General features: G+C 63.4%; 25 protein-coding genes. 9 read left to right on the top strand and 16 right to left on the bottom strand.

What is annotated here, in order from left to right:
* Window positions 1-296: 296 nt before the first annotated feature.
* The 10 genes from D8676_RS07370 to D8676_RS07325 form a co-directional block, all read right to left on the bottom strand.
* Window positions 297-1,520: an aminotransferase class I/II-fold pyridoxal phosphate-dependent enzyme gene (locus D8676_RS07370; RefSeq protein ID WP_121580185.1), complete on the bottom strand. Its 1,224-nt coding sequence runs from the start codon at window positions 1,518-1,520 to the stop codon at window positions 297-299.
* Window positions 1,521-1,555: 35 nt separating this feature from the next.
* The gene (locus tag D8676_RS07365) at window positions 1,556-3,517 is read right to left on the bottom strand and encodes an acetyl/propionyl/methylcrotonyl-CoA carboxylase subunit alpha (RefSeq protein WP_121580462.1); all 1,962 of its coding nucleotides are present in this window, start codon (window positions 3,515-3,517) and stop codon (window positions 1,556-1,558) included.
* A 5-nt stretch (window positions 3,518-3,522) separates the two neighbouring features.
* Window positions 3,523-4,716 (bottom strand): carboxyl transferase domain-containing protein, encoded by a 1,194-nt coding sequence (locus D8676_RS07360; protein WP_121580184.1) that lies wholly within the window; start codon window positions 4,714-4,716, stop codon window positions 3,523-3,525.
* Between the two features lie 51 nt (window positions 4,717-4,767).
* Window positions 4,768-5,433 carry a GntR family transcriptional regulator gene (locus D8676_RS07355; RefSeq protein ID WP_121580183.1) on the bottom strand — a complete coding sequence of 222 codons (666 nt, stop codon included), beginning with the start codon at window positions 5,431-5,433 and terminating at the stop codon, window positions 4,768-4,770.
* Between the two features lie 123 nt (window positions 5,434-5,556).
* A complete protein-coding gene (speB, locus tag D8676_RS07350; protein ID WP_121580182.1) occupies window positions 5,557-6,516 on the bottom strand; it encodes an agmatinase in 960 nt (319 codons plus the stop codon).
* A gap of 18 nt (window positions 6,517-6,534) precedes the next feature.
* Window positions 6,535-7,185: an amino acid ABC transporter permease gene (locus tag D8676_RS07345; RefSeq protein ID WP_121580181.1), complete on the bottom strand. Its 651-nt coding sequence runs from the start codon at window positions 7,183-7,185 to the stop codon at window positions 6,535-6,537.
* 9 nt (window positions 7,186-7,194) lie between these two features.
* A complete protein-coding gene (locus D8676_RS07340) occupies window positions 7,195-7,989 on the bottom strand; it encodes an amino acid ABC transporter ATP-binding protein (protein ID WP_121580180.1) in 795 nt (264 codons plus the stop codon).
* Window positions 7,986-8,597 carry an urea carboxylase-associated family protein gene (locus tag D8676_RS07335; protein WP_121580179.1) on the bottom strand — a complete coding sequence of 204 codons (612 nt, stop codon included), beginning with the start codon at window positions 8,595-8,597 and terminating at the stop codon, window positions 7,986-7,988. The genes D8676_RS07340 and D8676_RS07335 overlap by 4 nt, the downstream gene beginning before the upstream one ends.
* Entirely contained in the window at window positions 8,594-9,373 is a 780-nt protein-coding gene (locus tag D8676_RS07330) for a 5-oxoprolinase subunit PxpA (protein ID WP_121580178.1), read from the bottom strand. Before D8676_RS07330 ends, D8676_RS07335 begins: the two co-directional genes overlap by 4 nt.
* Before the next feature lie 53 nt (window positions 9,374-9,426).
* Window positions 9,427-10,206, bottom strand: a complete 780-nt coding sequence (locus tag D8676_RS07325; RefSeq protein ID WP_121580177.1) for a transporter substrate-binding domain-containing protein — start codon at window positions 10,204-10,206, stop codon at window positions 9,427-9,429.
* 9 nt (window positions 10,207-10,215) lie between these two features.
* Here D8676_RS07325 and D8676_RS07320 point away from each other — a divergent pair, with 9 nt between their 5' ends.
* From D8676_RS07320 to D8676_RS07305, 4 genes are read left to right on the top strand one after another with little or no spacing between them, the layout of a single operon-like run.
* The gene (locus D8676_RS07320) at window positions 10,216-11,364 is read left to right on the top strand and encodes a hydroxyacid dehydrogenase (RefSeq protein ID WP_245426661.1); all 1,149 of its coding nucleotides are present in this window, start codon (window positions 10,216-10,218) and stop codon (window positions 11,362-11,364) included.
* Between the two features lie 12 nt (window positions 11,365-11,376).
* Window positions 11,377-12,639, top strand: coding sequence for a Zn-dependent hydrolase (locus D8676_RS07315; protein WP_121580175.1), 1,263 nt, complete (start codon window positions 11,377-11,379; stop codon window positions 12,637-12,639).
* Window positions 12,636-13,382 carry a 5-oxoprolinase subunit PxpB gene (pxpB, locus tag D8676_RS07310; RefSeq protein WP_121580174.1) on the top strand — a complete coding sequence of 249 codons (747 nt, stop codon included), beginning with the start codon at window positions 12,636-12,638 and terminating at the stop codon, window positions 13,380-13,382. The genes D8676_RS07315 and pxpB overlap by 4 nt, the downstream gene beginning before the upstream one ends.
* Window positions 13,294-14,394: a biotin-dependent carboxyltransferase family protein gene (locus D8676_RS07305; protein WP_121580173.1), complete on the top strand. Its 1,101-nt coding sequence runs from the start codon at window positions 13,294-13,296 to the stop codon at window positions 14,392-14,394. The genes pxpB and D8676_RS07305 overlap by 89 nt, the downstream gene beginning before the upstream one ends.
* Before the next feature lie 67 nt (window positions 14,395-14,461).
* Here the strand turns inward: D8676_RS07305 and D8676_RS07300 are convergent, their stop codons facing one another.
* Both D8676_RS07300 and D8676_RS07295 read right to left on the bottom strand, forming a co-directional pair.
* Window positions 14,462-14,884, bottom strand: a complete 423-nt coding sequence (locus tag D8676_RS07300) for a RidA family protein (protein WP_121580172.1) — start codon at window positions 14,882-14,884, stop codon at window positions 14,462-14,464.
* Window positions 14,881-16,098, bottom strand: a complete 1,218-nt coding sequence (locus tag D8676_RS07295) for a pyridoxal phosphate-dependent aminotransferase (RefSeq protein ID WP_121580171.1) — start codon at window positions 16,096-16,098, stop codon at window positions 14,881-14,883. Before D8676_RS07295 ends, D8676_RS07300 begins: the two co-directional genes overlap by 4 nt.
* Window positions 16,099-16,209: 111 nt before the next feature.
* On the opposite strand from D8676_RS07295, the gene D8676_RS07290 reads away from it, so the two are divergent.
* Window positions 16,210-17,070, top strand: a complete 861-nt coding sequence (locus D8676_RS07290; protein ID WP_121580170.1) for a LysR family transcriptional regulator — start codon at window positions 16,210-16,212, stop codon at window positions 17,068-17,070.
* A 21-nt stretch (window positions 17,071-17,091) separates the two neighbouring features.
* Here D8676_RS07290 and D8676_RS07285 read toward each other — a convergent pair whose 3' ends face one another.
* The 3 genes from D8676_RS07285 to D8676_RS07275 are packed head-to-tail and all read right to left on the bottom strand — an operon-like array spanning window position 17,092 to window position 19,405.
* Window positions 17,092-18,318 (bottom strand): cyanate transporter, encoded by a 1,227-nt coding sequence (locus tag D8676_RS07285; RefSeq protein WP_245426659.1) that lies wholly within the window; start codon window positions 18,316-18,318, stop codon window positions 17,092-17,094.
* Between the two features lie 4 nt (window positions 18,319-18,322).
* Entirely contained in the window at window positions 18,323-18,796 is a 474-nt protein-coding gene (locus D8676_RS07280; protein WP_121580461.1) for a nucleoside deaminase, read from the bottom strand.
* A gap of 15 nt (window positions 18,797-18,811) precedes the next feature.
* The gene (locus D8676_RS07275; protein WP_245426657.1) at window positions 18,812-19,405 is read right to left on the bottom strand and encodes an ankyrin repeat domain-containing protein; all 594 of its coding nucleotides are present in this window, start codon (window positions 19,403-19,405) and stop codon (window positions 18,812-18,814) included.
* 232 nt (window positions 19,406-19,637) lie between these two features.
* Here D8676_RS07275 and D8676_RS07270 point away from each other — a divergent pair, with 232 nt between their 5' ends.
* From D8676_RS07270 to D8676_RS07260, 3 genes are all read left to right on the top strand, one after another.
* A complete protein-coding gene (locus D8676_RS07270; protein ID WP_121580167.1) occupies window positions 19,638-20,486 on the top strand; it encodes a LysR family transcriptional regulator in 849 nt (282 codons plus the stop codon).
* Between the two features lie 220 nt (window positions 20,487-20,706).
* On the top strand, window positions 20,707-20,955 hold the full coding sequence (locus D8676_RS07265) for a LacI family DNA-binding transcriptional regulator (RefSeq protein WP_121580166.1): 249 nt from the start codon (window positions 20,707-20,709) through the stop codon (window positions 20,953-20,955).
* 18 nt (window positions 20,956-20,973) lie between these two features.
* Window positions 20,974-22,431, top strand: a complete 1,458-nt coding sequence (locus tag D8676_RS07260; protein ID WP_245426655.1) for a PLP-dependent aminotransferase family protein — start codon at window positions 20,974-20,976, stop codon at window positions 22,429-22,431.
* 623 nt (window positions 22,432-23,054) lie between these two features.
* Here D8676_RS07260 and D8676_RS07255 read toward each other — a convergent pair.
* The gene (locus tag D8676_RS07255) at window positions 23,055-24,293 is read right to left on the bottom strand and encodes an aminotransferase class I/II-fold pyridoxal phosphate-dependent enzyme (RefSeq protein ID WP_121580165.1); all 1,239 of its coding nucleotides are present in this window, start codon (window positions 24,291-24,293) and stop codon (window positions 23,055-23,057) included.
* 440 nt (window positions 24,294-24,733) lie between these two features.
* Here D8676_RS07255 and D8676_RS07250 point away from each other — a divergent pair, with 440 nt between their 5' ends.
* The gene (locus D8676_RS07250) at window positions 24,734-25,477 is read left to right on the top strand and encodes a hypothetical protein (protein WP_121580164.1); all 744 of its coding nucleotides are present in this window, start codon (window positions 24,734-24,736) and stop codon (window positions 25,475-25,477) included.
* The last annotated feature ends 123 nt before the right edge of the window (window positions 25,478-25,600 follow it).

Genomic DNA, 25,600 nt, shown 5'->3' with positions numbered 1-25,600 from the left:
CGCCTGGGCGGGAGGGATGAGCGTAGGAGCTGCGGAGCGCGCGCGATCTAGCCGTGGAAAACGGCTTCGAGATGTTGGGAATCGCTACGGGGCGACTTGCGGCTTAGACCAGCCGCGCATGCAAGACAGCCGTGGTCAGAGAAAACTGCTCGGTCGTCGTATTGGCCGATCCGGCCGCGGGCCGGTGCTGACAGACTGAAGTGTTCAGGACAGCATCGTCCTGCAGTCAACAGTCACATGTACAACCGGTTGCGGAGCCGTTGGGCGTACCGCAACCGGTTATCGAAGGCTTCGGACTAGCGAGCGGCCAGATCGCCCAGGGCTGCCACGATCCGATCGAGGCAACGCTCAAGAACGCTCTCTTCCTGCGCAAAGCAGACGCGGAAATGCCCGATGCCGCGCGGACCCGACTGGAAACCGGGGTTGATGATTACGCCGGCCTTGTCCTGCAGGGTCACCGCGATCTCCTTGTCGCTGAGGTCGAGGCCGACCACACGCGGGAAGATGTAGGAGGATCCGCCGGACGGAACGACGGTCAGGAAGTTCGTCTTCCGGAACTTCTGGACGACCATGTCCCGCAGCTTCTGGAACTCCTGGACGCGCCCTGCGACGAGATCCTTGTCCTCGACTAGCCAATGCGAGAGCGTATGCTGCGCATAAGCCGGCGCGCGCAGCGCCGTGATACTCTGCAGATCTTCCATCCTGTCGATGATTTCCGCCGGTCCAACAGCAAGCCCGAGGCGATATCCGCTCATGGATTCGGTCTTGGAAGGGCCAAGCAGGGTCACGGTACGTTCTGCCATGCCCGGTACGGCTGCGAGGTGAAGGAACGGCCTGTTATCGTAAACCAGTCGCGCATAGAGCTGGTCGGCGATGACGAACACATTGTAGCGCATCGCAAGCTCGGCAAGGCGCTTGATGACTGCCGGCGAGTGGACGGTGCCCGTCGGGTTGTTCGGGTTGGAGAACAAGAACACGCGGGCGCCGCCCTTGAAAGCCGCCTCGAGAGCATCGAAATCGATCGTGTCTTCCTGCGATTCCTCCCAAAGCAGAGGTACGCGGATCGGCTGGGCCGAAAGGTAGCGCAGCATCCGCTCGTTGGTCAGATAGTCGGGGTCCATCATCGCCACCTTGTCACCCTCTTCGACGACGGAGGACAGCGCGGCATAGAGCGCCGCCTGGGTGCCGGGGGTCAGGATCAGGTTCCGATCCGGGTCGACATCGATGCCCATGAACGCGCTGACATTGGCGGCCACCGGAGATCTTACCGACTTGCCGCCGCGATAGGCGGTGTAGCTCAGGCCGCCTGCGGTCGCCGCCTCGGTGAACGCCTTGATCGCATAGTCGGGCGCGGGAAAGCGCTTCGTATCGGCATAGGTCAGATCGACCAGATTCTGATGCTTGGAAGCATTCACCTCCAGCACGCGCTCACCCTCGCGCAGCGACATGCCGATCTCGGCCTTGCGTTCGGGTAGCTGAAGGCGCGAGATACGAGCCGGTTCGGGGAACTGTATGGACATCTTCGGGGTCTCCGTCATTTCAAATCAAAAATCGTTCAGGCAAAGCGCATCAGTACGGCGTCGGCCTCGATGCTGTTTCCCGGCGAGGCGTCGAGATGGGTAACCACTCCGTCCCGCTCCGCTCGCAGCACCATCTCCATCTTCATCGCCTCGAGTACGCAGAGCGGATCTCCAGCCGAGAAGCGGTCACCTTCGACGACCATCCAGCGCACCAGGACGCCGAGCAGAGGCGAAACGAGCTGCCCGGTTCCGTGAGCGTTGCCTGAAGCGTTAAGCCGATCGAAGAGATCCGCCTGGCGGGGCGTGAGCACGCGCAGCGATGTTCGCTGGCCTCTGCGAGCAAGCGTGATGACGTCGTCGACCGTTGAGATTTTCAGCCGGACCGCCGCACCGTCGATCGAACCACGCCAGAAAGGCTGCCCGGACCGCCAATCGGCAGCAAGCGAGAGGCTCCGGTCTCCCAGTTGAACTGTCGCGCCGGCGTCATCGAGCGTCACCGACAGGTCGATCCTGGCCTCGCCGCAGAGAACAGCGAGCTGAATCGGGACCGATTGGCTCATACGCCCATAGAACGCCGCCACATGCGCCGACGCCGCAACCGCTGCCCGCAAGAGCAATTCCTCGCCCGCGCAGGCGCGCGGCTCGAAACGCGCGCCATATTCGTTTGCGATCAATGCGGTCGAAAACTCTCCGGAGCGCCACTTCGGGTTTCTATGCAGGTCGGAAAGGAAGTCGATGTTTGTCGATATGCCCTCGATTGCATAGTCATCCAGCGCGTCTGCTTGCAGCTCTATCGCTTCGTCGCGGGTCTCGGCATAGGTAACGAGCTTCGCGATCAAAGGATCGTAGAGTGCGGGAACATTGTCCCCTTCCCGCACGCCGTCGTCGACACGCAAGCGGTCAGACTGCTCATCGGGAGTTCGATAGATGTCGAGCCTGCCGGCGGAAGGAAGGAACCCACGTTCCGGGTCCTCGGCACAGATGCGGCTTTCGATTGCCCAGCCGTTGAGGCGTATGTCTTCCTGTCGGTAGCGCAGCGGCTCGCCCGCAGCGACCCTGATCATCTCTTCGACCAGATCGAGGCCGGTGACGAACTCGGTGACCGGGTGCTCTACCTGCAGGCGGGTGTTCATTTCGAGGAAGTAGAAGGAGCGGTCCTGCCCGACCACGAATTCCACGGTTCCCGCGCTGTCGTAACCCACCGCACGTGCAAGCGCGACGGCTTGGGCGCCCATCTCGCTGCGCATGGCGGCGTCCACAAACGGCGACGGTGACTCCTCGAGAACCTTCTGGTTGCGGCGCTGTATCGAGCACTCGCGCTCGCCCAGATGCACGATGCTGCCGTACCGGTCGCCGAGAACCTGGATTTCGATGTGGCGCGGATCGACGATGAACTTCTCGATGAAAAGCCGGTCGTCCCCGAAGGAGGCGGCGGCTTCCGATCGCGAGCGTTCCACGCTCTCCGCGACTTCGCCGGCCGAGTGGGCGATCCGCATGCCCTTGCCGCCGCCGCCGGCCGAGGCCTTGATCATCACCGGGTAGCCGATTTCATCGGCGATGCGGACTGCCTCTTCCGCTGTGGCAATCGTGCCGAGATAGCCCGGCACCACCGAGACGCCGGCCTCGGCCGCCACGCGCTTGGAGGTGATCTTGTCGCCCATGGCGTCGATGGCCTCGGGATTGGGCCCGATGAAGCCTATTCCCGCCTCGCGGAGCGCTTCGGCAAAGGCGCGCCTCTCGGAAAGGAAGCCGTATCCTGGATGGACGGCGTCCACGCCCGCCTCACGGCAGACCTCGATGATACGGGAGACGTCCAGGTAGGACTGCGCGGCAGGCGGAGGCCCGACGCGATAAGCCTCGTCCGCCATCAGGACATGTGCCGCGTCGCGATCGGCATCCGAATAGATCGCCACCGTCGCAATGCCCAACCGCTTCGCGGTCCGCATGATGCGGCAGGCGATCTCGCCGCGATTGGCGATCAATATCTTGCGGAACAAGGAGGTCAAACTGGAGCCTCCCGGAAAGAAGCAAGCGTCTCCACCAGAGCGCGCCGCGTCTCACGACCGGAAATCAGCCGTCCTTGCGGAGCACCGGCTGCGTCTTTGAGCAGCCCCACCCTTGCGTCGGGCCAATGCATCACGACATGATCCGCCGCCGAAGACGGCATCAGTGCCGCTGCGGCCGCGCCTATCGCCTTGCGGACGACGAGGCTGATCACCGCGACGCCGCTGTCCGTCCACGCCGTCACGAGATTGGCCAATCCGCCGAGGGCCGCGTCGTCGGGAACAACCCCCGGGCAATCGACAAGAGTTATGACGCGCATGTCGTGGCGTCCGCAGAAGCCGACCAGCTTGCCGGCCTGCGCAAGCGCCGCGGCGTCCAGTGCTCCGGACATCGCCGCGGTGCTGGCCAGCACGCCGACGGGCTCCCCGCCGATTCTTGCTAGATAGCCCCTCAGGCCGCCGGAGCTTTTGAATTCGACGAAGCTGCGGTCGTCCGCAATCCGCTGCAACAAGCGACGCTCGTCGACATGCTGGCTCGTGTCCGAACCGGCAAGGAACTCGAAAGCGAGGTCGTTGCCACGATCCGGTGCATCCCCGTTCGACCGCGACATCAGCCCGGCCGGCAGCAGATTGGCTATGCGGCGAAGACCGAGAAGCGCGGCAGCGTCGGTGGCGAATGCGCAGCTCAATTCTCCGGGCTGCGGCGAGGCTTCGTTGCGGGACGGAATCCGCTTCGCTGTCACAGCATCGGCGAGCGCCAGGCTTCCCTCGGGGCCGAAACAGATGATGTCCGCAAGCCGCGCCAGCATGGCCATCGGGCCAATGAGAGAGCCGAGCACGACGGCGAGGATCGGGCTCCGCTTCCGGCGGAGCGACAATTCCGCCAGAAGGTGATTCAGGGCCAGGTATTGTTCGGGCTGGTTCGAGACTTCACAAGACGTCAGGACCATAAGGAGAGGCGAGTTCCCGTCGCGTCTAACAAAGTGTGCGATGTCGTTCAGGGCCTGAGGCGGAATTGGCGAGTCGGCATTGCCGAGCGCCACGGCGAGCATGTCACGGCCACCGATCGCTCCGCGGGCACAGACGTGCCAATCGCTCTCGCCAAGGCGTTTCCAGCCGGAGGCGTCGAACGCGAAATCCAGGTAGTCGCGTGCGTCGACTGCCGCAGCGACGTTCGTTTCCGCGCTTGTCATGACCAGACAGCTCCGCGGCCTTTGCGGATCATTCCTTCCGAGGTCATTCCGTCAGACCTCGCTCAGCTTGCGGATGATCGAACCCTTGACGCCATCGATATGATCGTGGACGGCAGTCTTGGCTGCCTCCCTGTCCCCTGCCCTGATCGCTTCGATGATCTTGAGGTGCTCCCCATGGCCGACGCGAAAGCGCTCCGGCATATGGGTAAGGTTGAACATCCGCGTCTTCAGCCGAAGTTCTAGCGCCATCTTGGCCAGGAGGGCGTTCCCCGCTGCCTCGGCGATGGCGCCATGCAGATGAGTGTCGACCTTCCAGTCCTCCAGGGGGTCCGGCTTCTCGGCTTCCAGCATGCGGCGGACGCCGGCCTCGATGGCATCGAGTTCCTCGGCGGGAATGCGGCCTATGGCGAGGGACACGGCCTCTGCCTCGAGAAGCCCGCGCAGGTGCAGGACTTCGGTGAGTTCCCGCACGGAGAACTCACGCACGATCATCGAATTGCCCGGCTGGCGGGAAATGAACCCCTCGGTTTCGAGGCGATTGAGGGCTTCGCGCGCGGGCGTCCTGGAGACGTCCAGGGCTTCCGCGAGCTTGCGCTCCTGCAGGACTGTTCCGGCAGGAAGCTCGCGCTGGATCAACATCGTCAGAAGACGATCGTAGATCTGCTGGCTGAGGCTCTTTTCCGGAGCCTGAAGTATGGCGTCTGCCGCAGTGCGCATCACAACATCCTTCCCCCGAAGCCATCCTCGCCATGGCCATGTCCAGGGAACAGCCCCGGTGCCGTCACACGGCTCGCTATCATATGCAAAGCTCGCGAGATCGTGTGCCTCTTGCCCATGGAATTACCGCGCGGCGCGCCTGCCATCGGCAAGCAGCGCAAGCAGTTCCGCCATCACCGTCGCCGCCAGCAACGACGTGATCTGGCCTGGCCCGTCATACAGCGGATTGACCTCGACGACGTCGCACCCGACGAGATTGATGTCCCTGAGCTTGCGCAGGATCGTCAGCGTTTCGTGCGCCGAGAAGCCACCCGCTTCGGGCGTCTGGACAGCGGGTGCGGCCGACGGGTCGACGAAATCTATATCGAAGGTCAGGAACACCGGCCGCCCGGCCGTGCGCTCGGCAATGCGTTCGGCAAGCTTGTCTGGCCCCAATGCGAAGACGTCGTCCGTCGTCAGCACTTCATAGCCGAGCTCGACCGACTGGCTGACATCCGTAGGCGAGAAGAGCGAGCCGCGCATTCCGATCTGGATCGAATGTGCGGTGTCGATGATCTGCTCTTCGACGCCGCGGCGAAACGGCGTTCCCGCGCTGTACTTCTTGCCGGCGAAATAGTTGTCCCAGGTATCGCTATGGGAATCGAAATGGACCAGAGCGACGGGGCCGTGCTTCGCGGCCACGGCACGCAACTGGGGAAGGGTTACAGAATGATCGCCGCCGAGCGACATCGGAACGACGCCCGCCGAAACGATCGCCGCCACCGCTTCCTCGATCTGCCGGTATGTTTCCTCCAGATAGCCGGGGACGACGCCGCAGTCGCCGACGTCGCGGACACGCAACTCCTGGAAAACGTGCAGCCCGCCCCTGTAGGGATTGATCGGACGCAGCATCACCGACTGGGCGCGGATGGCATTTGGTCCGAAGCGCGCACCGGTGCGGTAGGGAGCACCGGAGTCGGACGGGATGCCTAGGATCGCGGCGTCGATGCCGTCCAGGCTCGCATTCTGCTCCAGGCGCATGAAAGTCGGTACTCCGCAGAAACGCGGAAGCGCAAGCGAGTCGACAGGGAGCGTGTTTGTCATGGTGAATGTATTCTCCGATCAGGCGGCGCTTCGCATGTTCCGCCTCTCCAGATAGGCGGACAGCTGCGACAGGACGGTCGTCATGATCAGATAGATCACGGCCGTTGCGATGTAGAACTGGAATGGACGGAACGTCGTCGCGATCAACACCTGCGAATAGAGCGTCAGCTCCATGACGGTGATGGTCGACAGGAGCGACGTATTCTTGAGGCAGGTGATCGCCTCGTTGGTGAGCGGCGGAAGGATGATGCGAAACACCTGGGGAAGGATGATCGTCGTCATCGTCTTGCGGCGCGAGATACCAAGCGCCATCGCCGATTCCATCTGTCCTTTCGGAATTGCGGTCAGACCGGAACGAATGATCTCGGCCACGTAGGCGCCCGAGTTCACGCCCAGGGCCAACACGCCCGCCACGAAAGGCGACAGCTTCAGGCCGAGCTGCGGGAAGCCGAAATAGACGATAAAGACCTGGATCAGCGTCGGCGTTCCGCGAATGAACCAGATGTAGAACGTCGACAGCCAGCGAACCGGAGCGAAGCTCGAGGTCTTGCCGAGCGCCGCGGCGAGACCGCAGATCCAGCTTACGACGATCACAAGGACGGTGATCGAGAAGACAAGCCAGCTCGCGTGGAGAAAGCCGGGGACATAAACGAGAAGGTCGCTGTTCATGACCACGCCTCAATAGGTTTCGTGCAGGACGCGGCTCAGGAACTGCCGCATCCGGTCACTCTGGGGGTTGCGCAGCAGTTCTTTCGAAGGTCCGGATTCCGCGATCACGCCCTGGTCGAAGAACAGCGTGCGCGAACTGACTTCGCGGGCGAAGGCGATTTCGTGCGTGACGATCAGCATCGTCATGCCTTCATTCGCGAGTTCCGCCATGAGGCTCAGCACCTCCCCCACAAGTTCCGGGTCGAGCGCCGAGGTGACCTCGTCGAAAAGCATCGCCTTCGGCTGCATGGCCAGGGCGCGGACGATCGCGACGCGCTGCTGCTGGCCGCCGGAAAGCTGGGATGGATAGTGGTTGCGGCGCTCCGCCAGACCGATGCGGGCGAGCAACTGTTCGGCCTGCTCGGCAGCATCGCGACGGCTTACGCCCTTTACGATCATGGGAGCATGCATGACGTTTTCCATCACCGTCTTGTGCGGCCACAGATTGTAGCTCTGGAAAACCATGCCGATCTGGGTGCGCAATTGCCGGAGATGCTCGCCGCTGATCTTGTTCTTGCGGCCTTCGGCAAACTCGGCGACGAAATTCTGGAACTCGATACGGCCCGCGCTCGGGACCTCCATCAGGTTCACGCAACGAAGCAGCGTGGACTTGCCGGACCCGCTGCCGCCGATGATCGCGACGATCTCGCCCCGCTCCACCTCGACCGAGACGCCTTTCAGCACCTTCACGTCGCCAAAGCTCTTCTCGATGTTCTGGAGTTTGAGGAGCGGAGTGCCGTCCTGCGGTTGTTCGGAACGGGTCATGGCGCGTCTCCCGACCAGATGTCGACATGCAAGTCGGTCGGCGTGCGAGCGTCGCCGTTGATCGGGGTGATATCCTGCGGACAGGCGGAGATGACCAGCGTCAAATCCATCTCGGCGCGCAGGACGACATGATCGCCCGCGGCAGAGCGCGGAGGCAGCCGGTCGACACTGCCGTCAGGCGCCACAGGCACGTTCATGAAAAGGTTGAGCGACGCCGGCGTGAAGGGCACCTTGAGGCCAGCTTCCTCCAGCGCGTCGTGCAGATTGCCGGTGCAGCTGCGATGATCCTCAGGCGCGCCGAGCTCCCGGTAGATCGCGGAGTTGCAAGGGCACAGGAGCGTGTCATGCCGTCCCGGGGTGGTATCCTCGACGACCGTCATCATCAGCCTGCGATGATTGGAAACGAGCCGCGTGCCCCGATCGACGAAGATGTTGGAGTTCACGGATCTCGTATGATCCATCGACAGGTGTTCCTGCAGATCGTCGGCAGCGAATGCCCAGGTGTCCGACACCTGCGTTCCCGCGGGGGTCGTTATGCGGACGTGGTCGCCGGCCTTCAGGGCGAACGCCCGGCCATGGCTGGCCTTTACGACGGAAGGATTGCTCATGATGTTTTCGTATCCTTGGACGGTGGCGCGACCTTGAGGCCGGCCTGCTCCAGCCGCTCCCGCAGGCGCCTGGCCATTGAAACTGCGTCGGGCGTGTCCCCGTGCACGCAAACGCTGTCGATCCGCCCCGGAATGCGCTTTCCGGACTCGCAGATCACGGCATCGGCTTCGATCATGCGAAGCACCCTGTCCGCGGCCAGATCCGGATCGTGGATCACCGAACCGGGAAGCTTGCGCGACAGCAGATTTCCAGTGTCGGCATAGGCGCGATCTGCGTAGATCTCGCGTATCGGGCTGAGCCCTGCCTCCAGCGCTGCCTTTTCCGTCTCCATTGCAGGCATGACGGTGAAGAAGAGATCGCCGTCGACCGACGCGATCGCACCGGCGATGGCCACAGCCAGCGCCGCATCCTCCGCAGCCATGTTGCCGAGCGAACCATGCGTCTTGACGTGCGCCAACCTGATGCCCTGACACTCGGCCAATGCTCGCAACGCGCCGATCTGGTAGATGATCTGCTTGGCGATTTCGTCGGGACTCTCATCGAGAATCCGCCGACGCCCGAACCCCCACAAATCGTGCAGACTTGGATGGGCGCCGACATTGACCCCGCGCGCAGCCGCAGCAGCCAATGTCCGGTGCATGACCAGCGGATCGCCCGCGTGGAAGCCGCAGGCGATGTTGGCCGACGTCACTATGGAGAGCATAGCGTCGTCGTCGCCGAGGGTGTAGACGCCGAAGCTCTCACCCATGTCGCAGTTGATGTCGATCGTTCGCACGGGCGCACCGGCCTCCGTTCTGAATAGGGGCGCGGAGCGCCCGCGCAACCGATTTACTTCAGGGTGCGGATCGGCTCGGCCGGATGCGGATCGAAGCCGACCAGTTCCGTCGTAAGCTTGGCGTAGGTGCCGTCGGCGATCATGTCGGCCAGCGCCTTGTTCACCTTTTCGACGAGGTCGCCACGATCCTTGTTGAAGGCAAAGCCCTTCTGCACGCGGCTGACGAAGTCCTCGGTCATGACTAGCGGCAGGCCGGCATTCTTGATCGAGTAGCCGGCGGCCACGGCATCCGTGATCACGGCATCAATATTGCCGTTGGCGAGATCCTGGAGCGCATCGGACTCGGCCTTGTAGCCCTTGACCGTACCGCCCAGATCCTCCGCGATCTTGAACCAGGTCGAGGCGACGAGCGCACCGACCGCCTTGCCCTTGAGATCGGCGGCCGACTTGATCGCCGAGTCTTCCATCGTCACGATGCGGCCACCGGACTCCAGCCATCCGTCCGAGAACAGGACCGCCTTCTGGCGCTCCTCGGTGATGTCCATCGCCGCGCTGATGACGTCATACTGATTGGCCGAAAGGCCGACCAGGAGCGAGTCCCACTTCGTCACGACGGGTTCATAGGTAAGGCCGATCCGGCTGGAGATTTCCTTCATGACGCGGATCTCAAGCCCGTCGAGCTCACCCGACGGCGACTGCATCGAGAAGGGCGGATAGGTGCCCTCGGTCGCGACCATCAATGTTCCATCCTGGACCAGTTTCAGGTCCTCGGCCTGAACGGCGGAGACACTTGCAAAAGCGAGAATGGCGGCAATCGCCAGCTTGATCTTCATGACTTCCCCTTGATTGGTTCTTGCTGGTTTCAGCTATCCGTTTCGATCGCGTGCCGTAGGCGTGAAACCGCTGCAGCCACACAGCCTGCCCCGGCAGGATCGTCTCCTCCGATCGGGCTTGCCAAGTGGAGTATCGCTGGTATACCAATGGAACGCAAGAGGGATTTTTACATTGTGAACTCGTCCGAATTGCCTGCATGTCTGATCGTTCAGCCGATCCACTCGGCCGGCATGGGCCGCCTGAAAGATGCCGGCGTTTTTCCGGTCGATAGTCTCGACGCCGTGGACCCGGGGCGCGTAGTAGCGGCGATCACGCGCAACGCCGGGTTTTCAGGCCAGCAGATGAACGGCCTGCCGGACCTGAAGGTCGTGGCGGTTCATGGCGTCGGCTATGACCCCGTCGACATCGACACGGCCACGAGCCTCGGAATCTCGGTGACCAACACGCCGGGCAGCAACGAGCGGTCGGTGGCCGAGCAGGCAATCGCGCTCATCTTTGCATTGGCCAAGCAGGTAGTTGCCGCCGACACGGCAGCGCGCACGGGCGACTTTGCCTTCAAATATTCGGTGGACCTCATGGAGGTCGCAGGGCTGACGCTGGGCATCCTCGGCTTCGGCGCCATCGGCCGGCAAACTGCAGCGATCGGACGCGCGCTGGGCATGCGGGTCATCGCCCTCTCCAGCCATCAGCCCGACGCCGTCTTCGAACGGCTGGGCGTGGTCCGCGCAGCGTCGCTAGAGACGCTGCTTCGCGAAAGCGATGTCGTTTCCCTCCATCTGCCGTCGACGCCGTCCACCCGAAACATAATCGGCCGCGAACAATTGGCGCTCATGAAGCCAACGTCTCTCCTCATCAATACGGGACGCGGCAGCACCGTCGATGAAGACGCCCTTGTGAATGCGCTCCGCGACGGAACGATCAGGGGCGCCGGCCTCGACGTGTTCAGGTCCGAGCCGCTGGACCCAAATCATCCGCTCTGTTCGCTGCCGAACGTGATTCTGTCACCGCATCTCGCGGGATCCACCGAAGCCGCGCTGAGGCGAACGGCGATTGCAGCGGCCGAATGTGTCCTGACCGTCCTGTCCGACAAGCGGCCGGAGACGCTCGTCAATCCGCAGGTCTGGGCGTCGAGGCGCCAGTCCATCCTCAATCGCTGACGCGGAGAATTCATGCCAACGCCCAATATCGAATTTGCCGGCGCACTCCTCGATGCTTTGCGCGAGGCGTCGCGTGACGAGCCGGGCGTCACGCGCGATGCCTACGGCGCTGGCGAAGAGACTGCTCACGCGATCGTCCGGGAAGCGGCGGAGCGGCTCGGCTTGTCGATCACCCGCGATCCCGCGGGCAACCTCTTCATGACCTTGCCGGGCAAAAATCCCGATCGGCCGGCATGGATCGTCGGCTCGCATCTCGACAGCGTTCCGCATGGAGGAAACTTCGACGGCGCAGCCGGCGTCGTTGCTGGCCTGGCGGCGATCTCGACGGCGATCAAGGCGGGACGGGAGCCTTCGCGGCCTGTCACCGTTCTGGCGATCCGGGCCGAGGAGAGCACCTGGTTCCCCGCTTCCTATATCGGAAGCCGTGCTGCATTCGGGAAACTGGATGCGGAGGCCCTCGACCTGCCACGCGCCGACACCGGAAGAACCCTTCGACAGCATATGCTCGATCTCAAGCTGAATCCCGAGAGCGTCCGTCGGGGCGAGGCGTCGATCCGCCCGGAAACGGTCAAGGGCTATGTGGAGATACATATCGAGCAGGGGCCGACGCTCGAGCTCGAGGATATCCCGATCGGGCTGGTGACCGGCATTTCCGGCAGCTTCCGGTATCGCACCGGCCGCTGCCTCGGAGCCTACGGACATTCGGGCGCCGTGCCGCGGCGCCACCGGCAGGACGCGGTGATGGCCTTGGCCGATCTAGCCATGAAGCTCGATCGCTTCTGGGAGGAGAACGAGCAACCCGAGACGCCGCTGACGATCACCTTCGGCCAAGTCGCAACGGACCCCTCGCAGCATGCATTCAGCAAGGTTCCGGGCGAGGTGAATTTCTGCCTGGATGTGCGCAGCACCTCGACATCGCTTGTCGAGAAGACTCATGAAGCCATGCTCGTGTTTGCCAAGGACATAGAAGAACGGCGCGGCGTACGCTTCGAGTGGGGGCCGCGTTCGGGCAGCACGCCGGCGCCCATGGACGCGGATCTCGTCCAGCGCCTGGAAGACATCGCGTCGACAAAGCTCGCCCTTCGAACGCTTCGCATGCCGAGCGGTGCGGGCCATGACGCCGCCGTCTTCGCCGCAAACGGCGTTCCGTCCGCGATGATCTTCGTTCGCAATCAGAACGGCAGCCACAATCCCGACGAAGCTATGCGGCTGGCGGACCTTGAAACGGCGATCGCGCTGTTGACCGAGCTGCTCGTAGCGGAGGATGACAATTGACGGAGGCATCTCGTCACGGCTTGCGCTTTCTCGATGCCGGCGATGGCGGTCTGGTGGTCGAGTTTGGCCGGGAAATAGACGCGGGCACCAACTCCGCCGTGATGGCGCTCGCCGAACAACTCGCGGAAGCGAATCTCGACGGCATTCTGGAACTGATTCCCACCTACCGTTCTTTGCTCGTTCAATTCGACCCGCTGCGTTTGACGAAATCCGAGCTGGCTACCACCGTCCTGTCAGGCTGGACCTCGGCAAAGAGCACCCAACGCCATGCAAGTCTTTGGCATATCCCGGTGTGCTACGGCGGCGATCACGGGATGGACCTTCCATTCATCGCGCAAACACACGGGCTCGATGAGGCGGAAGTGATTGCCCGGCACGCCGCGGCCACCTATCGCATCTACATGATCGGCTTTGCGCCGGGATTTGCCTATCTCGGCGGCCTCGATCCGGCGCTGCATACGAGCCGCCGCACCGACCCCCGCTTGAAGACCCCTCCCCGCAGCATATCGGTCGGCGGCATGCAGACGGCAGTCTCGCCACCGCTGGAAATCCCCAGCGGCTGGCACATGCTGGGACAAACGGCGGTACGCACCTACGATCCGGCGCGCAAGTCGGAAAGTTTCCTGTTCGAGCCGGGCGATTATCTGCGTTTCCATGCGGTCACGCCGCAGGAATACCACCGGCAGCTTGAAGCCGCCGAAACAGGCGATCTCGTCGCAGAGCGTGAGGACTTCCGTGAATAGCGTACTCGAAGTCATCGAGGCAGGGCCGCTCTCGACCATCCAGGACAGGGGCCGGCTGGGCTATCAGCGCTTCGGCATTTCCGCATCGGGGGCGATGGATACGGTCGCCTTCCGGGTTGCCAATGCGCTGGTCGACAATGATGACGATGCGGCCGCGATCGAGATGACGCTGGCCGGCGTGACGCTGAAGATCAGTGAGGGGCGCTGCCACCTGGCTTATGTCGGCGCGCCGGCGGCGATCAGCGTCGATGGCGTGGCGATAGAGCCGTGCACCAGTTTCATCGCCGAGGAAGGTTCCACGATCACGATCGGCGCCATGCGCAGCGGGTTGCGAGGCTATCTGGCCGTTGAAGGCGGCATCTTGTCCGAACCCGTGCTGGGAAGCCGTGCCACGCACACCCGGTCGAATATCGGCGGGCTCGACGGTGGTCCTTTGCGAGCCGGCCAACGTATCCCCGTTGGTTCGCCTGCCGATCCGGTCATCTGCCGGGAACTCGATCCGAAAATGCTGCCCTCTCACCTCGGCGCGGTCCGCGTGGTGCTCGGGCCGCAGGACGATCTCTTCACGCCGGCTGGAATATCCACATTCCTCGGCTCGGAATATCGCCTGTCGACCAAGGTCGACCGCATGGGATGTCAGTTGGAAGGCGACAGGATCGAACATGCGGGCGATTTCAACATCGTCTCCGATGGTATCGTGAATGGAAGCATCCAGGTTCCCGGCACCGGGCAGCCGATCGTGCTGCTTGCCGACCGGCAGACGACGGGCGGCTACGCCAAGATTGCCACAGTCATCGGCCCGGATCTACGCAAGGTGGCGCAGGCCCGCCCGGGCCAGCCCCTGCGCTTCGAGGCTGTAGATGCCGAAGCTGCCGAGCGCATCGCGCGGCAGCAGGAGTGGGATATCCAGGCTGTGTTCAGCGCCATTCGCGAACGAGCGGATTCAGCCTTGCCGATCCCGCCGGATCGCTGGTGGACGATCGACCTGCTTGGCGGGGTGGCCAAGGCATAAATCCGCGGGCGGAAGACCGGTCGCCACACTCGACGACCGGCGATATCGCCTGGGCGCAACGTCGATATCAGGCAGCAGCGACGAGTTGGATCTCTACCGGTGCGTTGCCCGGCAGCGTGGCGACACCGACGGCCGCCCTGCTTCCTATGCCGTCCGTTCCCAGTTCGGAGCGCAGGAACGCGGAGGCGAAGTCGGCCAGCCTGGAATGCGCCGTGAATCCGGGCTCGGCCGCCACGTAGACCGTCAGGCTGAGGATCGCCGTTATGCGCTCTCCGCTGCCCAGCATGCTGCGGGCCGCTGCAAGCGCATTTCCACACGCCAGCAGCACCGCATTCTTGTAGGTGTCGAGAGGCTCATCGACCTTCACCGGGCCGGTCAGCGTCATGACGCCATCCTTGCGCGGCGTCATGCCCGAAGTGAAGATCAGGTTGCCGTTGCGGGTGGCGGGTACGTAGTCGCCCTGCGGCTTCGGTCCTTGACCGCCGGTCATGCACGATACCTCTCGACCAGCGATCCAAGGCGCTTGACGGCCTCGACCGCCGCGCTGCGATCCTGCGAGAAATTCAGCCGCACGCTGTCGCCGGCATGGGGGCTGAATTCCGTTCCCGGGGTCACGATGACGCCGGCCTGGAGCCTCAGGATTTTCACGAAATCCGCAGGCGAAACGGCAAGCTTTGGAAGACGCGGAAAGAAATAGCTGCCGGCTTGTGGCGAACGCGCGAAGACCCCTTCTATGCCGCGCAGCACGGTCAGCAGATCATCCCGTATGAGCTGGTGCTGGACGATGCGATCTTCCAGCCAGCCTTCCTGTTCATTGAACCAGCTGCGCAAGACCGCCTGGGAATACCCCGCAGCGCGGAGACTGACGATAGCCTGCAGCTTCTCCATCCGGACGATGATCGTCTTCGAGCCGAATGCGACCCCCAGGCGATAGCCGGAAAGCGACTCCGTCTTTGAGGGACCCATGATCGTGACGACGTTTTCGGCATCGATCGCCTCGGCGCGCAGATGCGTGTAGCTGACGCCGGCGTAGCGGAGCCGCGAATAGAGCTGATCGACAATGACAGTCGCTCCATAGCGCGAAGCCAGGGCTGCGATGGTCCGGATCTCGTCGGCCGAATACACGACGCCAGCCGGGTTGTTCGGATTGGAGAAAAGAAAAACCTTCGCTCCGGCCTTGAAGGCATTCTCCAGCTGATCGAGATCGAGCCCGGCCCGGTCCTCGCCGGCTTCCTGATAGTTCAGGCGCACCGGGATCATCTCAGCTTCGAAGAACTCGACCAGCTTGCGGTTGGCGAAATAGTCTGGCTGGACGATCGCAACCTTGTCGCCTCGGGTCACGGTCGCCGCCACGGCGAGGAAAAGTGCGCCCTGCGTGCCGGGCGTGATGATCAGGCTGTCCTCGGGATCGACGAGGGCGCCGGTGAATTCCGCCAGCCGGACGGCCAGCTCGCGACGGATGCCGCCGTCGCCGCGATACTCGGTATAGGCCTGCGCACCGCCGACTGCGACACCCGCGGAAAACAGATCGAACGAGCCCGGCGTCGGTTCATGGGCATCGACGTCGCCGTGGGAGAAGTCGACGGGACGTCCGTCGATCTTCTCGCCGCGAAGCAGGGCTTCTATTCCCGCGTTCGTCTGGCGGACTTCCTGGCCGGGAGCATTGTCTACTCCGAGCTTCCTGAACTTGGCTTCGATGGACACTGGTTCTACCCCGAAATGAAGATTGCAGCAGGTTGAGCGACGTTCAATAGCACTGGAATAAAGATAGAAAATCTGATTTTTTACAGCTTCAAACGATAGGAATTATAACTTTTGGACGTCCGCTTCCTGGAGAGCTTCATCACCGTGGCCGAAAGCGGGTCCGTGGCCGCCGCGGCACGGCGGCTGGGACTGACGCCGGCAGCGGTGGCGCAGCGCCTCCACAGGCTTGAGGAAGACATCGGCCACTCGCTCGTCACCCGCGTCGGACGAACAATGCAGCCGACGGAATCCGGCCTGGCGATCATCAGGCACGCTCGCATGCTGGTCGATTCAGCGCGGGATTTGCGCGCCATAGCGGCCAACGACCAGCCTGAAGGCCGGCTTCGCCTGGGTGCCACTGCAAGCGCGCTCACGGGTCTGTTGCCCGGCATCATTTCACGTTTGAGCGCGGGATACCCCCTGATCGAATATTTCGTCCGCCCCGGTTCGTCGCTGGATCTCTACCAGGAGGTCGTCACCGGCGACCTGGACGCAGCCATCATCGTGCAGCCGCCCTTTCAGCCGCCGAAATCCACCGGCTGGCTGCCGTTGAGGGAAGAGCCGCAGGTGCTGATAACGCCTCAGGCGATGCCTTTCGAGAATGTCCATCTGGCCATCCAACAGCATCCCTTCATCAGATACGACCGCAATCAATGGGGCGGGCAACTGGTGGATCGATACCTCCGCCAACATCGATTGAAGGTCCGCGAATGGCTGGAACTCGACGCACTTGATGCGATCGCCGCTCTTGTCGATCGCGGCCTCGGCGTCGCTATTGTGCCGGACTGGGCCCCGCCCTGGCCCGGGGGGCTGAAGCTTCGCAAGCACATCCTGGATGACGCCGAGATGAGGGTAACCGGCGTCCTCTGGAACAAGTCCGGGGCGCAGATTGCCGCGACCCGGGCTTTTGTGGACAGTTGCACCGCCCTCTAATTCAGCCGCGCGCCGTCACGATCACGCTCTGGCGGCGCAGGCCGCGTCGGTCGGGGATGTCGGGGCTGTCAGTCCCAATGCTCGCGCATAGCTTGCCGGCGAGACCCGCCAATAGAGGATCGTGACGATGCCTACACAGCCCAGGTGAAGCATCCAGCCGGCGGTGAAGCCGCCGGTGAGATCATGCAGGATGGCGATGATCCATGGCGGCAGCGCTGCGATCAGGAAGCCGCCGCCCTGCATGAGCGCGGAAAGCGCGCCGGCTTCGGCCGGATCGGGCAGATGGTCGAGCGCCACGATCATGGAGAGCGCAAAACAGCCGCCCAGCCCCGCGCCAAGCATGCCCGCCCACAGCAACGGAGCGGCCTCGGGCATCACGGCCAGCGCCGTGAAGCCAAGCGCCTGCAAGGCAAGCGTCAGCCACAGCCATGGCCGGCGATCTTCCCGCCTGCCGGCCAGAACCGGCAGGACCAGAGCGGCGATGGCCTGGCACACGGCCATCACCGCCAGCAGGCTGCCGCTGGCGGCGGCAGTCCAGCCGAGCCCCCGATAGAAGGGCGCAAGCCATGCCACGACGGTCGAATAGCCGCCATTGACGAGACCGAAACAGGCCATCAGCAGCCATGTCCGCGGCCGCGCGAGAATAGCAAGGGTCTTGTTCGGTCCCGCCTTCCGCCGCGTATCCCTCGGCAGGCTGCGTGCGACCAGCCAAAGCGCGAGCACGGCAGGCAACGCCATCCAGGCAAGTCCGGCATGCCAGTCTCCAGCGGCAGTGGCGACCAGTGGCGCCAACTGCGCGCCTAACGCACCGCCGCCCATCAGCATGGCGGAATAGAGTCCCATCACGACGCCGACATGGCGGGGGAAATGCTGCTTGATGACGCCCGGCAACATCGCCTGCACCACCGCCGCCCCGAGCCCGAGCAAAGCCGCCGTTGCCACCATCTGCCAGCCGGCAGACACGAACAGGCGCAGCAGCGAGGCCACTGCCAGGATGGCGAGCGCGGCTATGATCGATCGGCGCGCGCCCACCCGGAACTGAAGCGACGGACCCGCAAATGCCAGGACGCCCATCAGAAGCATCGGCACCAGCGTCAGCAGCGCGATGCCTTGCAGGCCGAGCCCGGTCTGCGCCCCGATGTCCGATGCAAGCGGGCCGATGCCGGTGATGAAGGGCCGAAGATTGAGCCCAACCAGCACGATGGCCGCAAGCAGCGGCATGCGATCGGATATCGATGCGCGTTCCACCGCCTCAGCGCCGTCCGTCGCGGGTCTGTGCCCAGTGTTGGTAAAGATGCAGGCCCGTCTCTGGATGCACCGGCACATGGCTGATCGCCATCGACTGCTCGGCAAAAGGCCGCTTGAGTTCGGCGTAGATATCCGCCGTGGACAGGCCGAACGGCGCGCCATCCTCGTTTGAATAGGCATATGCGACATCGCCCACCCCGGCCAGCCGCATGGCGGCCAGGCACATGGGGCATGGATGGCCGCTGGCAAAGACCGCGCTGCCCTTGAGCGCCGCCGGACCGTGTGTGCGCGCGGCGGCGCGGATGGCCAGCAGTTCGGCATGATCGGTGACGTCGTGGCTGAGATGCGTCTCGTTGACCGCTGTCGAGATCACCTCACCATTGCTGACCACGACTGCACCGAAGGGACGGCCGCCAGCTTCGATATTGGCGCGCGCAAGCTTGATTGCCTGGCTCAGGTAGCGTTTTGCATCGTTCACGGAAGCCTCCATTGTTTAGCGGGCGCCGGCGGCGGAGAGGATTTTCTCGATTTCGCGATAGCCCGCGCGGCGGGCGTGCTGAAGCGGCGTCACGCCGTTCCCGTCGGCCAGATTGACGTCGGCACCCGCCTTGACCAGCACGTCGACGATCTGCTGGTGGCGGGGACCGCCATTGCCGAGGATGACCGCCTCGAGCAGCGCGGTCCAGTTGAGATTGTTGACGTGATCGACGTCGACACCGGCTTCGATCAGCGTGCGCACCGTCTCGACATGGCCGCGCTCCGAGGCCGGAATGAGCGCCGTGCCGCCGTAGCGGTTGGTGCTTTTCAGATCGGCGCCATGCGCCAGCGTCAGCTTGAGGATTTCGAGATGCCCGCGCGCCCCGGCATAAAGATAGGGGCTGTCGTCGATCCGGTCCTTGGCGTTGACGTCAGCGCCAGCTTCGATGAGGACGCGGGCCGCATCGACGGCGTTGGCGTGGGTGGCGACCAGCAGCGCCGTTGCTCCATTGTCATTGCGCGCGTCAATCTTCGCGCCCTCGGCCAGAAGCTGGCTGACTGCGGCGGCAGCGTTGTCCGCGGCCGCCTGGTGCAAGCGTGTTTCACTCATGGCTTCTCCTGCAGTCAAGGGAACGGTCATCAACAGCAGGCCGGCGGCGCCTATCAGGATCGAACGACGAAGCATATTGGATTTCCCCCGATCAGGGGCAGCGGTGGGCCAGCTGCGTGATTGCGTGGATCTGGTTCTGCTTCCAGATAAGGAGGACAGAACGCATTTGAAAATTAAATATCAGGATGATTTAAATCGCGTTTGTGAATGTCATTCGTAGGATCCCGGCGACATGCTCGATCCCCGCCTGCTTCGCGCCTTCACCGCCATCGTCGATGCCGGAAGCTTCACGCTTGCAGCCGAGAGGCTGCATATGACCCAGTCCACCATCAGCCAGCAACTTGCCCGGCTGGAAGATGCCGTGGGCTCCGCGCTGATCGAACGCTCGGCACGACCGGTCGAACCCACCGCAGCCGGAGAACGGCTCCTCGGCTATGCGCGCAGGCTGCTTGCGCTGCAGCAGGAGGCCCAGGCGGCGCTGGGCGATCCGGCGGGGACCGCCTCCATCCGCATCGGCGTACCCGAAGACATCGTCAGCGCCACGATGGCCGGAACCTTCGCCGACTTTGCCCGCCGGCACCGCGAAATCCGGCTGGATGTCACTGCGGGGCTGAGCCGCGATCTGACAAGGCGCTACCGCAGCGGCGAATTCGACATCGCCGTCGTCAAGGAGAACGAGCCGGCCTCCGATTGCCGGGCGGCCTTTCAGGAACCCATCGCGTGGTTCGAAAGCGCCGATATTCAGGGCGACTGGCCAGATCCGCTTCCGCTCGTCGCCTTCCAGCCGGGCGGCCTCTACCGCGAAACGATGTTCGAACGCATCGAGCGCGAGCAGCGCCGCTGGTATGTGGCGTTCGCGGCCAGCAGCCTCCACAACGTCCTCATCGCCGTGGAGGCCGGGCTCGGCCTGACGCTCCTGCCTGTCCGCGCAACGCAGCAACATCGCGTTCGGCAATATGCGCCATTCGGCACGGAAACGGCCATGACCGTCTCGCTCTACGCATGGGAAAACGCCGGACCAGTCTCGGAACTGGTCGCCTCGATGCAGGCAGCGCTCGCCGCCAGATCCACGCCCAAATGACGATGCGATGGCTCCGGCCAATTTGCAGCAAGTGGACCTAGCGCAGGGTCCAGTACCCTGCCAAGTTCCATGGAAGCGGCCCGATTTGCTGAGTTCGATGGGTCCATTGGTGGGGCAAATGGCGATCAGGATCGGCATCGATCCCATCGCCTGGACGAATGACGGCGACCCTGAACTCGGCGGCGATACGGCGACTTGGTCCGGCTGAGGACGACGCGGAATGACCTACGAAGTCGGGCTCGGTTCGGAACGGCTCTGCACGATCAAGGAGATCGCCGATCGCGCCGCCCTCGGCGCGGGCACGGTGCACCGCGCGCTGAAGGGCGGCCGGCTGGTCAGCATCGAGACCCGCCGGCTGGTCCTCGATACCGTGCGACTGCTCAACGAGGAGAAGATCGCCCGTGCGGCACGGCTGGAGCATGCGGCCGAAAAGGTGCAGACTTCCACCGGCCGGCCGCGAGGGAGGTGAAAGAACTTGGGCGAGCACATGCGCCTTTCGCTCGACATCCTGTCGGTCGACCGCGCCTCCGACGATCCGATGCACCGGCAGATCTACGCGGCTCTGCGCCGCTTCATCCTCGACGGCCAGATCGCCGCGCACACGCTGCTGCCCTCCACCCGCTCGCTGGCCGAGGACCTCAAGGTCGGCCGCAACACCGTGATCGCCGCCTACGACCAGCTCCTCGCCGAGGGTTTCATCGAGGCGCGCGCCGGCTCCGGCACCTGGGTCGCGCCGATCAACCAGGCGAAGCACGCGGACGCTTCCCCCATCCGCTACAACGGCAGCCCGCGCCGCCTCTCTTCCCGCGGCCAGACCATCGTCGATGGGCCGCAGCCGCCGCGGAACGCCGGCGTCATCAACTTCCACCCCGGCGTGCCGGAGACCGCATCCTTCCCCTTCTCCATCTGGTCGAGCCTGCTGGTGCGCAACTCGCGCTCACGCGACGAGAGCCTGCTCGGCTACCTCTCCTTCGCCGGCCATCCGGGACTGCGCGCCACGATCGCCAGCAACATCTCGGTGTCGCGCGGTGTCGACTGCTCGCCCGAACAGGTCATCGTCGTCACCGGCGCACAGGCCGCCCTCGACCTCGTCTCGCGCGTCCTGATGGACGAGGGCGACCATGTCTGGATGGAAGAGCCCGGTTATCTCGGCGCGAAAAGCGCGTTCCTCGCCGCGGGCGCAAAACTCGCGCCGCTGAAGGTCGATCGCCGCGGCTGGAACCTCTCCGACCCGGAACTGCCGCCGCCGCGGCTGATCTACGTCACCCCGTCCTGCCAATGGCCGTTCGGCACGATCATGCGCATCGAGGAGCGGCTGCAGCTCCTCGACATCGCCGAGCGCCACGGCGCCTGGATCGTCGAGGACGATTTTGACGGCGAGTACCGTTTTCGCGGTCGTCCGGTGCCGGCGCTGCGCGGCCTCGATCAGGCCAACCACGTCGTCTATATCGGCAGCTTCGGCAAGACGCTGCTGCCGGCGCTGCGCATCGGCTATCTCATCGTGCCGCCGGAACTGGTGTCTTCCTTCGACAAGGCGGTCTCGATCACCGGCCAGTTCGCACCGCTGATCCTGCAAGCCACCGTCAACGACTTCATCAGACAGGGCTATTTCGCCACGCACCTGAAGCGCATGCGCCGGCTCTATGCGCGCCGGCAGGCGAATTTCGTAAAACTCTGCCGCGAGCATCTCGGCGAATGGGTGACGGTGTCGGAAAACGATTCCGGCATGCAGCTCCTGGCGAGCTTCACCCGCCCGCTGAACGACCTCGACGTCGTCGCGGCCGCGGTGAAGGAAGGGCTCGACGTGCAGGCGGTCTCGATCAACTATCACTCGACGGAGCCCGAGCACGGCCTGCTGCTCGGCTATGCCGCCATGGACGAGCGGCAGATTCTGCGCGCGGTGCTGGCGCTGCGCGCCGCCTTCAAGCGACTCGACCTGCAGTAGCGCCACCTTCCTCATGAGGGGAGGGATAGCTGCGCGTTTCACCGTCGCCACGCCCTGCTTTCGCAGTCTGGCCATTTCAAAGAACGCTCCTCGCCACCGGGAGGAGAAGTCGGGAAGCGGGGCACGGGGCCAGGCCTCTCAAATGTTATACGTGGCCGGTTTCCCGCACCCCGCCGGCGTTCTTGCCCTACCTGGAGGGGACGCAGAATCGTTTCACCGCGCGACCTCGGTTAGGGCCCGGTCCTCGGGGCTCATCACCCAGCCGCGCCACCTCCGCGCGACCGAACCGGTACCGCCGCCCTCCCCTGATCCCTGGTCCGGACCAGAGTTCCCGCGAGGGCGGTGAGCGGATTATGCGGGAGGTTGGAGGAGCGTGAATAAGCCGGGCCTGATTTTCGTGTGCAGGTGAACGAAATCAACGGGTTGGCCGGAGCTTCTTTCCACACGCCCGCTCCTCTGTTGAGGAAGTGATCCTCAATCAAGTGAAGGCTGATGATGAGTGGAAACACAACGACCCGTCACCCCCTTCGGAAAATTGCAACTCTCCAGCACCCTCATCCGACCTGGCCATCGCTTCGCTCAGCTCGGCCACCTTCTCCCTCAAGGAGAAGGGAGGGGCGCTCTCACGCGTCGAACTTCTGCAAATCCACCGCCTGCTGGCGCCGCAGCACCACAGTCTCGGCCGCCGCGTCCTCCAGTGCGACCCGCGCCGCCTGGTCGATGTTGTGGACGATCGCCTCTATCTCCTCGTCCGTATGGAGGGGGCTGGTCGCCACCATCACCGTGCGGTTGAGTATCTCGAGCGAATCCTTGCACATGCCGTCCTTGTACTCGGTGCGCAGGCCCTTGTTGGCAGGCAGCGTGTAGGGGTTGATCGCCTGATGATGCGCGCCCTCGTGCATCAGCACCTGATCCCATTGCGTAAAAGTGTGCCGCCCGGTCTTGCCGGCAATCACGGCGGGCATGGTCTTCACGAAGGCCTGCGCCGCAGCCTCGCTCGGCAGCGTGAACATCACCTGCGTCGCGCAGTCGTGGTCGGCGCTGTTCATCGGGCTCGCAAGGAGGCCCAGATTGCCGAGATGCTTCGTGCCTGCGAGAATCCGCTTCTTCTCGGCCCGCATGGTCCGGATCATGCCGTCCAGCCGGTCGAGCTGGACGTTCAGCATTGCGCCAAGGAGTTCGGAGGCACGCGCGCCGACGCCGGCGAAGGGCTTGGTCCCGTCGCTGCGTCCCTGCCAGTAGAAATGGCAAGGATCGATATAGCAGCGCGCCCGTTCCATCACCTTCGGATCGCTGGCGGCGATGCCGCCGCCCTCGCCGCCGCTCATGTTCTTGAAAAAGTTGAAGCTGAACGCGCCGGCATGCCCGATCGAACCCAGCTTCTTTCCCTCATAGGAACCGCCGATGCCCTGGCAGACGTCCTCCAGCACCAGCAGGCCGTGCCGCTCGGCAATGTCCATGATCGCATCCATGTTGCAGGCGGCGCCCCACATGTGCACGGGGACGATCGCCTTCGTGTGCGGGCCGATCGCATCGCGGATGGCTTCCGGGCTGATCGTGATCGTCTCGTCGATGTCGACGATGACGGGAATGGCGCCGACGGCCAGGACGGCCGTCGCCGTCGCCATGTAGGTGTGGGCGGGCACCAGCACCTCGTCGCCGGGGCCGATGCCGAGGCCGACCAGCCCCGCCGCCAGCCCTTGCGTGCCGCTGGCGCCGAGCGCGAACTCGCCAACGCCGAGATGCTGGGCATAACGCTTCTCGAAACGCTCGCATTCGCTGTCGTCACGATAGCGGAACAGCTTGCCGGAGCGGATCACCCGCGCAATGGCCTCGATCTCTTCCTCACCTGCCAGATACATCGCCGCCTCCGGTCGCTTGCTTGGAACTGGTATCCCGTGATGCACCGGATGCTTGCGGCTTGAAAGAACCACTCCGGCGCATTCGGACGAATCCACCTCTTGCCCCTTTGCGAGCCTTCAGGATCGCCTGAGGAATCGAGCGCGGGAGTATGAAATTTAACACAAGCCAGGACGATGTCAGATTGCTGGCAACCCGACACCGACGTTGTCAATCAGTGAGCGCTGCTCTGAACACCAAGCACAGGAGCACGATTACACGATTAGCCATCTTGACTTAATACTATGTCGTATTTAATGATGATTTGTTTCGAGGGAGATATTAGAATAACTACCTAAATATATGAAAGTATAGCTATCCTTTGGCGCCGCCAAAGATAGATTATGTCTGCGTCGGGGGGCTAAGACATGAATGGAATCTTCAGGCCATTTTGGATCTTAATATGCGCGCCCGTATAATTTTGGTCGCGCTTGGCCTGTTAACTGGTTGTGCGTCCCTGACGCGGGATAAAAACGGCAAGTTGCTCTTGCCTGCCGACGTGCAACGAATGGTCCAATGTGAATTCGAAGACGCCTTGCGGCAGGCGGCTAGATCCGAGCCCGAACTAAAGAAATGGGGCGGTGAGTACCAGATATTCCTGATTGTGGAGCGTCGGGTAGGCGCTGGCATGTCGGCGCTTGATTGGGTCATTCCATCTGGGGACGGCAAGTTCGGGCTTGGGATTGGCATCGGAGCAACCGGCAAGGATAGCGATACGACCTTGGTGACCTCCAGCTTTGTCTACACCGCGGAAGAAAGGCCGTATTGCACTGGATACGAGGTTTCGATTCCTGCTCTAAAGGGGCGACTGGGAATTGCAGAATGGATCGACAGCGCAATTGACGATCCGATGCTGATACCAAGCAGCCTCGGCCGGACGCTCGAGTTTGTTGTTACATACGACGGGTTTCTTAGGCCAAGCTTCGGCATCGACAATCTGACTGGCGGTTTTGGCGTCAACGCCGGACGATCTCACACTCACCGACTTGCCGTTGTGATGAAGGAAATCAAGAAACCGCAACCTATGCAGGTCGTGATCGTCGACTCCAAGGGTAGGAAGACCGTGACCACGACAGCACCGACCTTTAGCCCTTCCACCAGTTTTGAGTTCCTGCAGATGCAACCAGGATTGTTTGACAACCGGTAAGCACAGGGCTCAGACAGAGAAGAGTTGAAAGTCGATGGCCCGGACCCGCGACCGTCGGTCGGATTTTCCTTCTACTTTTCGGTCTTCCGTCCACCCCCGCATTTAGCAACTGCGCAAAGGAAG

It is taken from the genome of Mesorhizobium sp. YM1C-6-2 (assembly GCF_003666685.1).
GTDB lineage: Bacteria > Pseudomonadota > Alphaproteobacteria > Rhizobiales > Rhizobiaceae > Mesorhizobium_K.
This window is presented reverse-complemented; position numbering and strand designations above follow the sequence as displayed.

Bases quoted from the DNA above. Each gene is read 5' to 3' on its own strand.
- D8676_RS07270 (WP_121580167.1), top strand. From the start codon at position 19,638: ATGCTCGATCCCCGCCTGCTTCGCGCCTTCACCGCCATCGTCGATGCC.
- speB (WP_121580182.1), bottom strand. From the start codon at position 6,516: ATGACAAACACGCTCCCTGTCGACTCGCTTGCGCTTCCGCGTTTCTGC.
- D8676_RS07355 (WP_121580183.1), bottom strand. From the start codon at position 5,433: ATGCGCACTGCGGCAGACGCCATACTTCAGGCTCCGGAAAAGAGCCTC.
- D8676_RS07265 (WP_121580166.1), top strand. From the start codon at position 20,707: ATGACCTACGAAGTCGGGCTCGGTTCGGAACGGCTCTGCACGATCAAG.
- D8676_RS07315 (WP_121580175.1), top strand. From the start codon at position 11,377: ATGCCAACGCCCAATATCGAATTTGCCGGCGCACTCCTCGATGCTTTG.
- D8676_RS07250 (WP_121580164.1), top strand. From the start codon at position 24,734: ATGCGCGCCCGTATAATTTTGGTCGCGCTTGGCCTGTTAACTGGTTGT.
- D8676_RS07275 (WP_245426657.1), bottom strand. From the start codon at position 19,405: ATGAGTGAAACACGCTTGCACCAGGCGGCCGCGGACAACGCTGCCGCC.
- D8676_RS07260 (WP_245426655.1), top strand. From the start codon at position 20,974: ATGCGCCTTTCGCTCGACATCCTGTCGGTCGACCGCGCCTCCGACGAT.
- D8676_RS07345 (WP_121580181.1), bottom strand. From the start codon at position 7,185: ATGAACAGCGACCTTCTCGTTTATGTCCCCGGCTTTCTCCACGCGAGC.
- D8676_RS07335 (WP_121580179.1), bottom strand. From the start codon at position 8,597: ATGAGCAATCCTTCCGTCGTAAAGGCCAGCCATGGCCGGGCGTTCGCC.
- D8676_RS07325 (WP_121580177.1), bottom strand. From the start codon at position 10,206: ATGAAGATCAAGCTGGCGATTGCCGCCATTCTCGCTTTTGCAAGTGTC.
- D8676_RS07340 (WP_121580180.1), bottom strand. From the start codon at position 7,989: ATGACCCGTTCCGAACAACCGCAGGACGGCACTCCGCTCCTCAAACTC.
- D8676_RS07300 (WP_121580172.1), bottom strand. From the start codon at position 14,884: ATGACCGGCGGTCAAGGACCGAAGCCGCAGGGCGACTACGTACCCGCC.
- D8676_RS07255 (WP_121580165.1), bottom strand. From the start codon at position 24,293: ATGTATCTGGCAGGTGAGGAAGAGATCGAGGCCATTGCGCGGGTGATC.
- D8676_RS07305 (WP_121580173.1), top strand. From the start codon at position 13,294: ATGCGGTCACGCCGCAGGAATACCACCGGCAGCTTGAAGCCGCCGAAA.
- D8676_RS07360 (WP_121580184.1), bottom strand. From the start codon at position 4,716: ATGACAAGCGCGGAAACGAACGTCGCTGCGGCAGTCGACGCACGCGAC.
- D8676_RS07370 (WP_121580185.1), bottom strand. From the start codon at position 1,520: ATGTCCATACAGTTCCCCGAACCGGCTCGTATCTCGCGCCTTCAGCTA.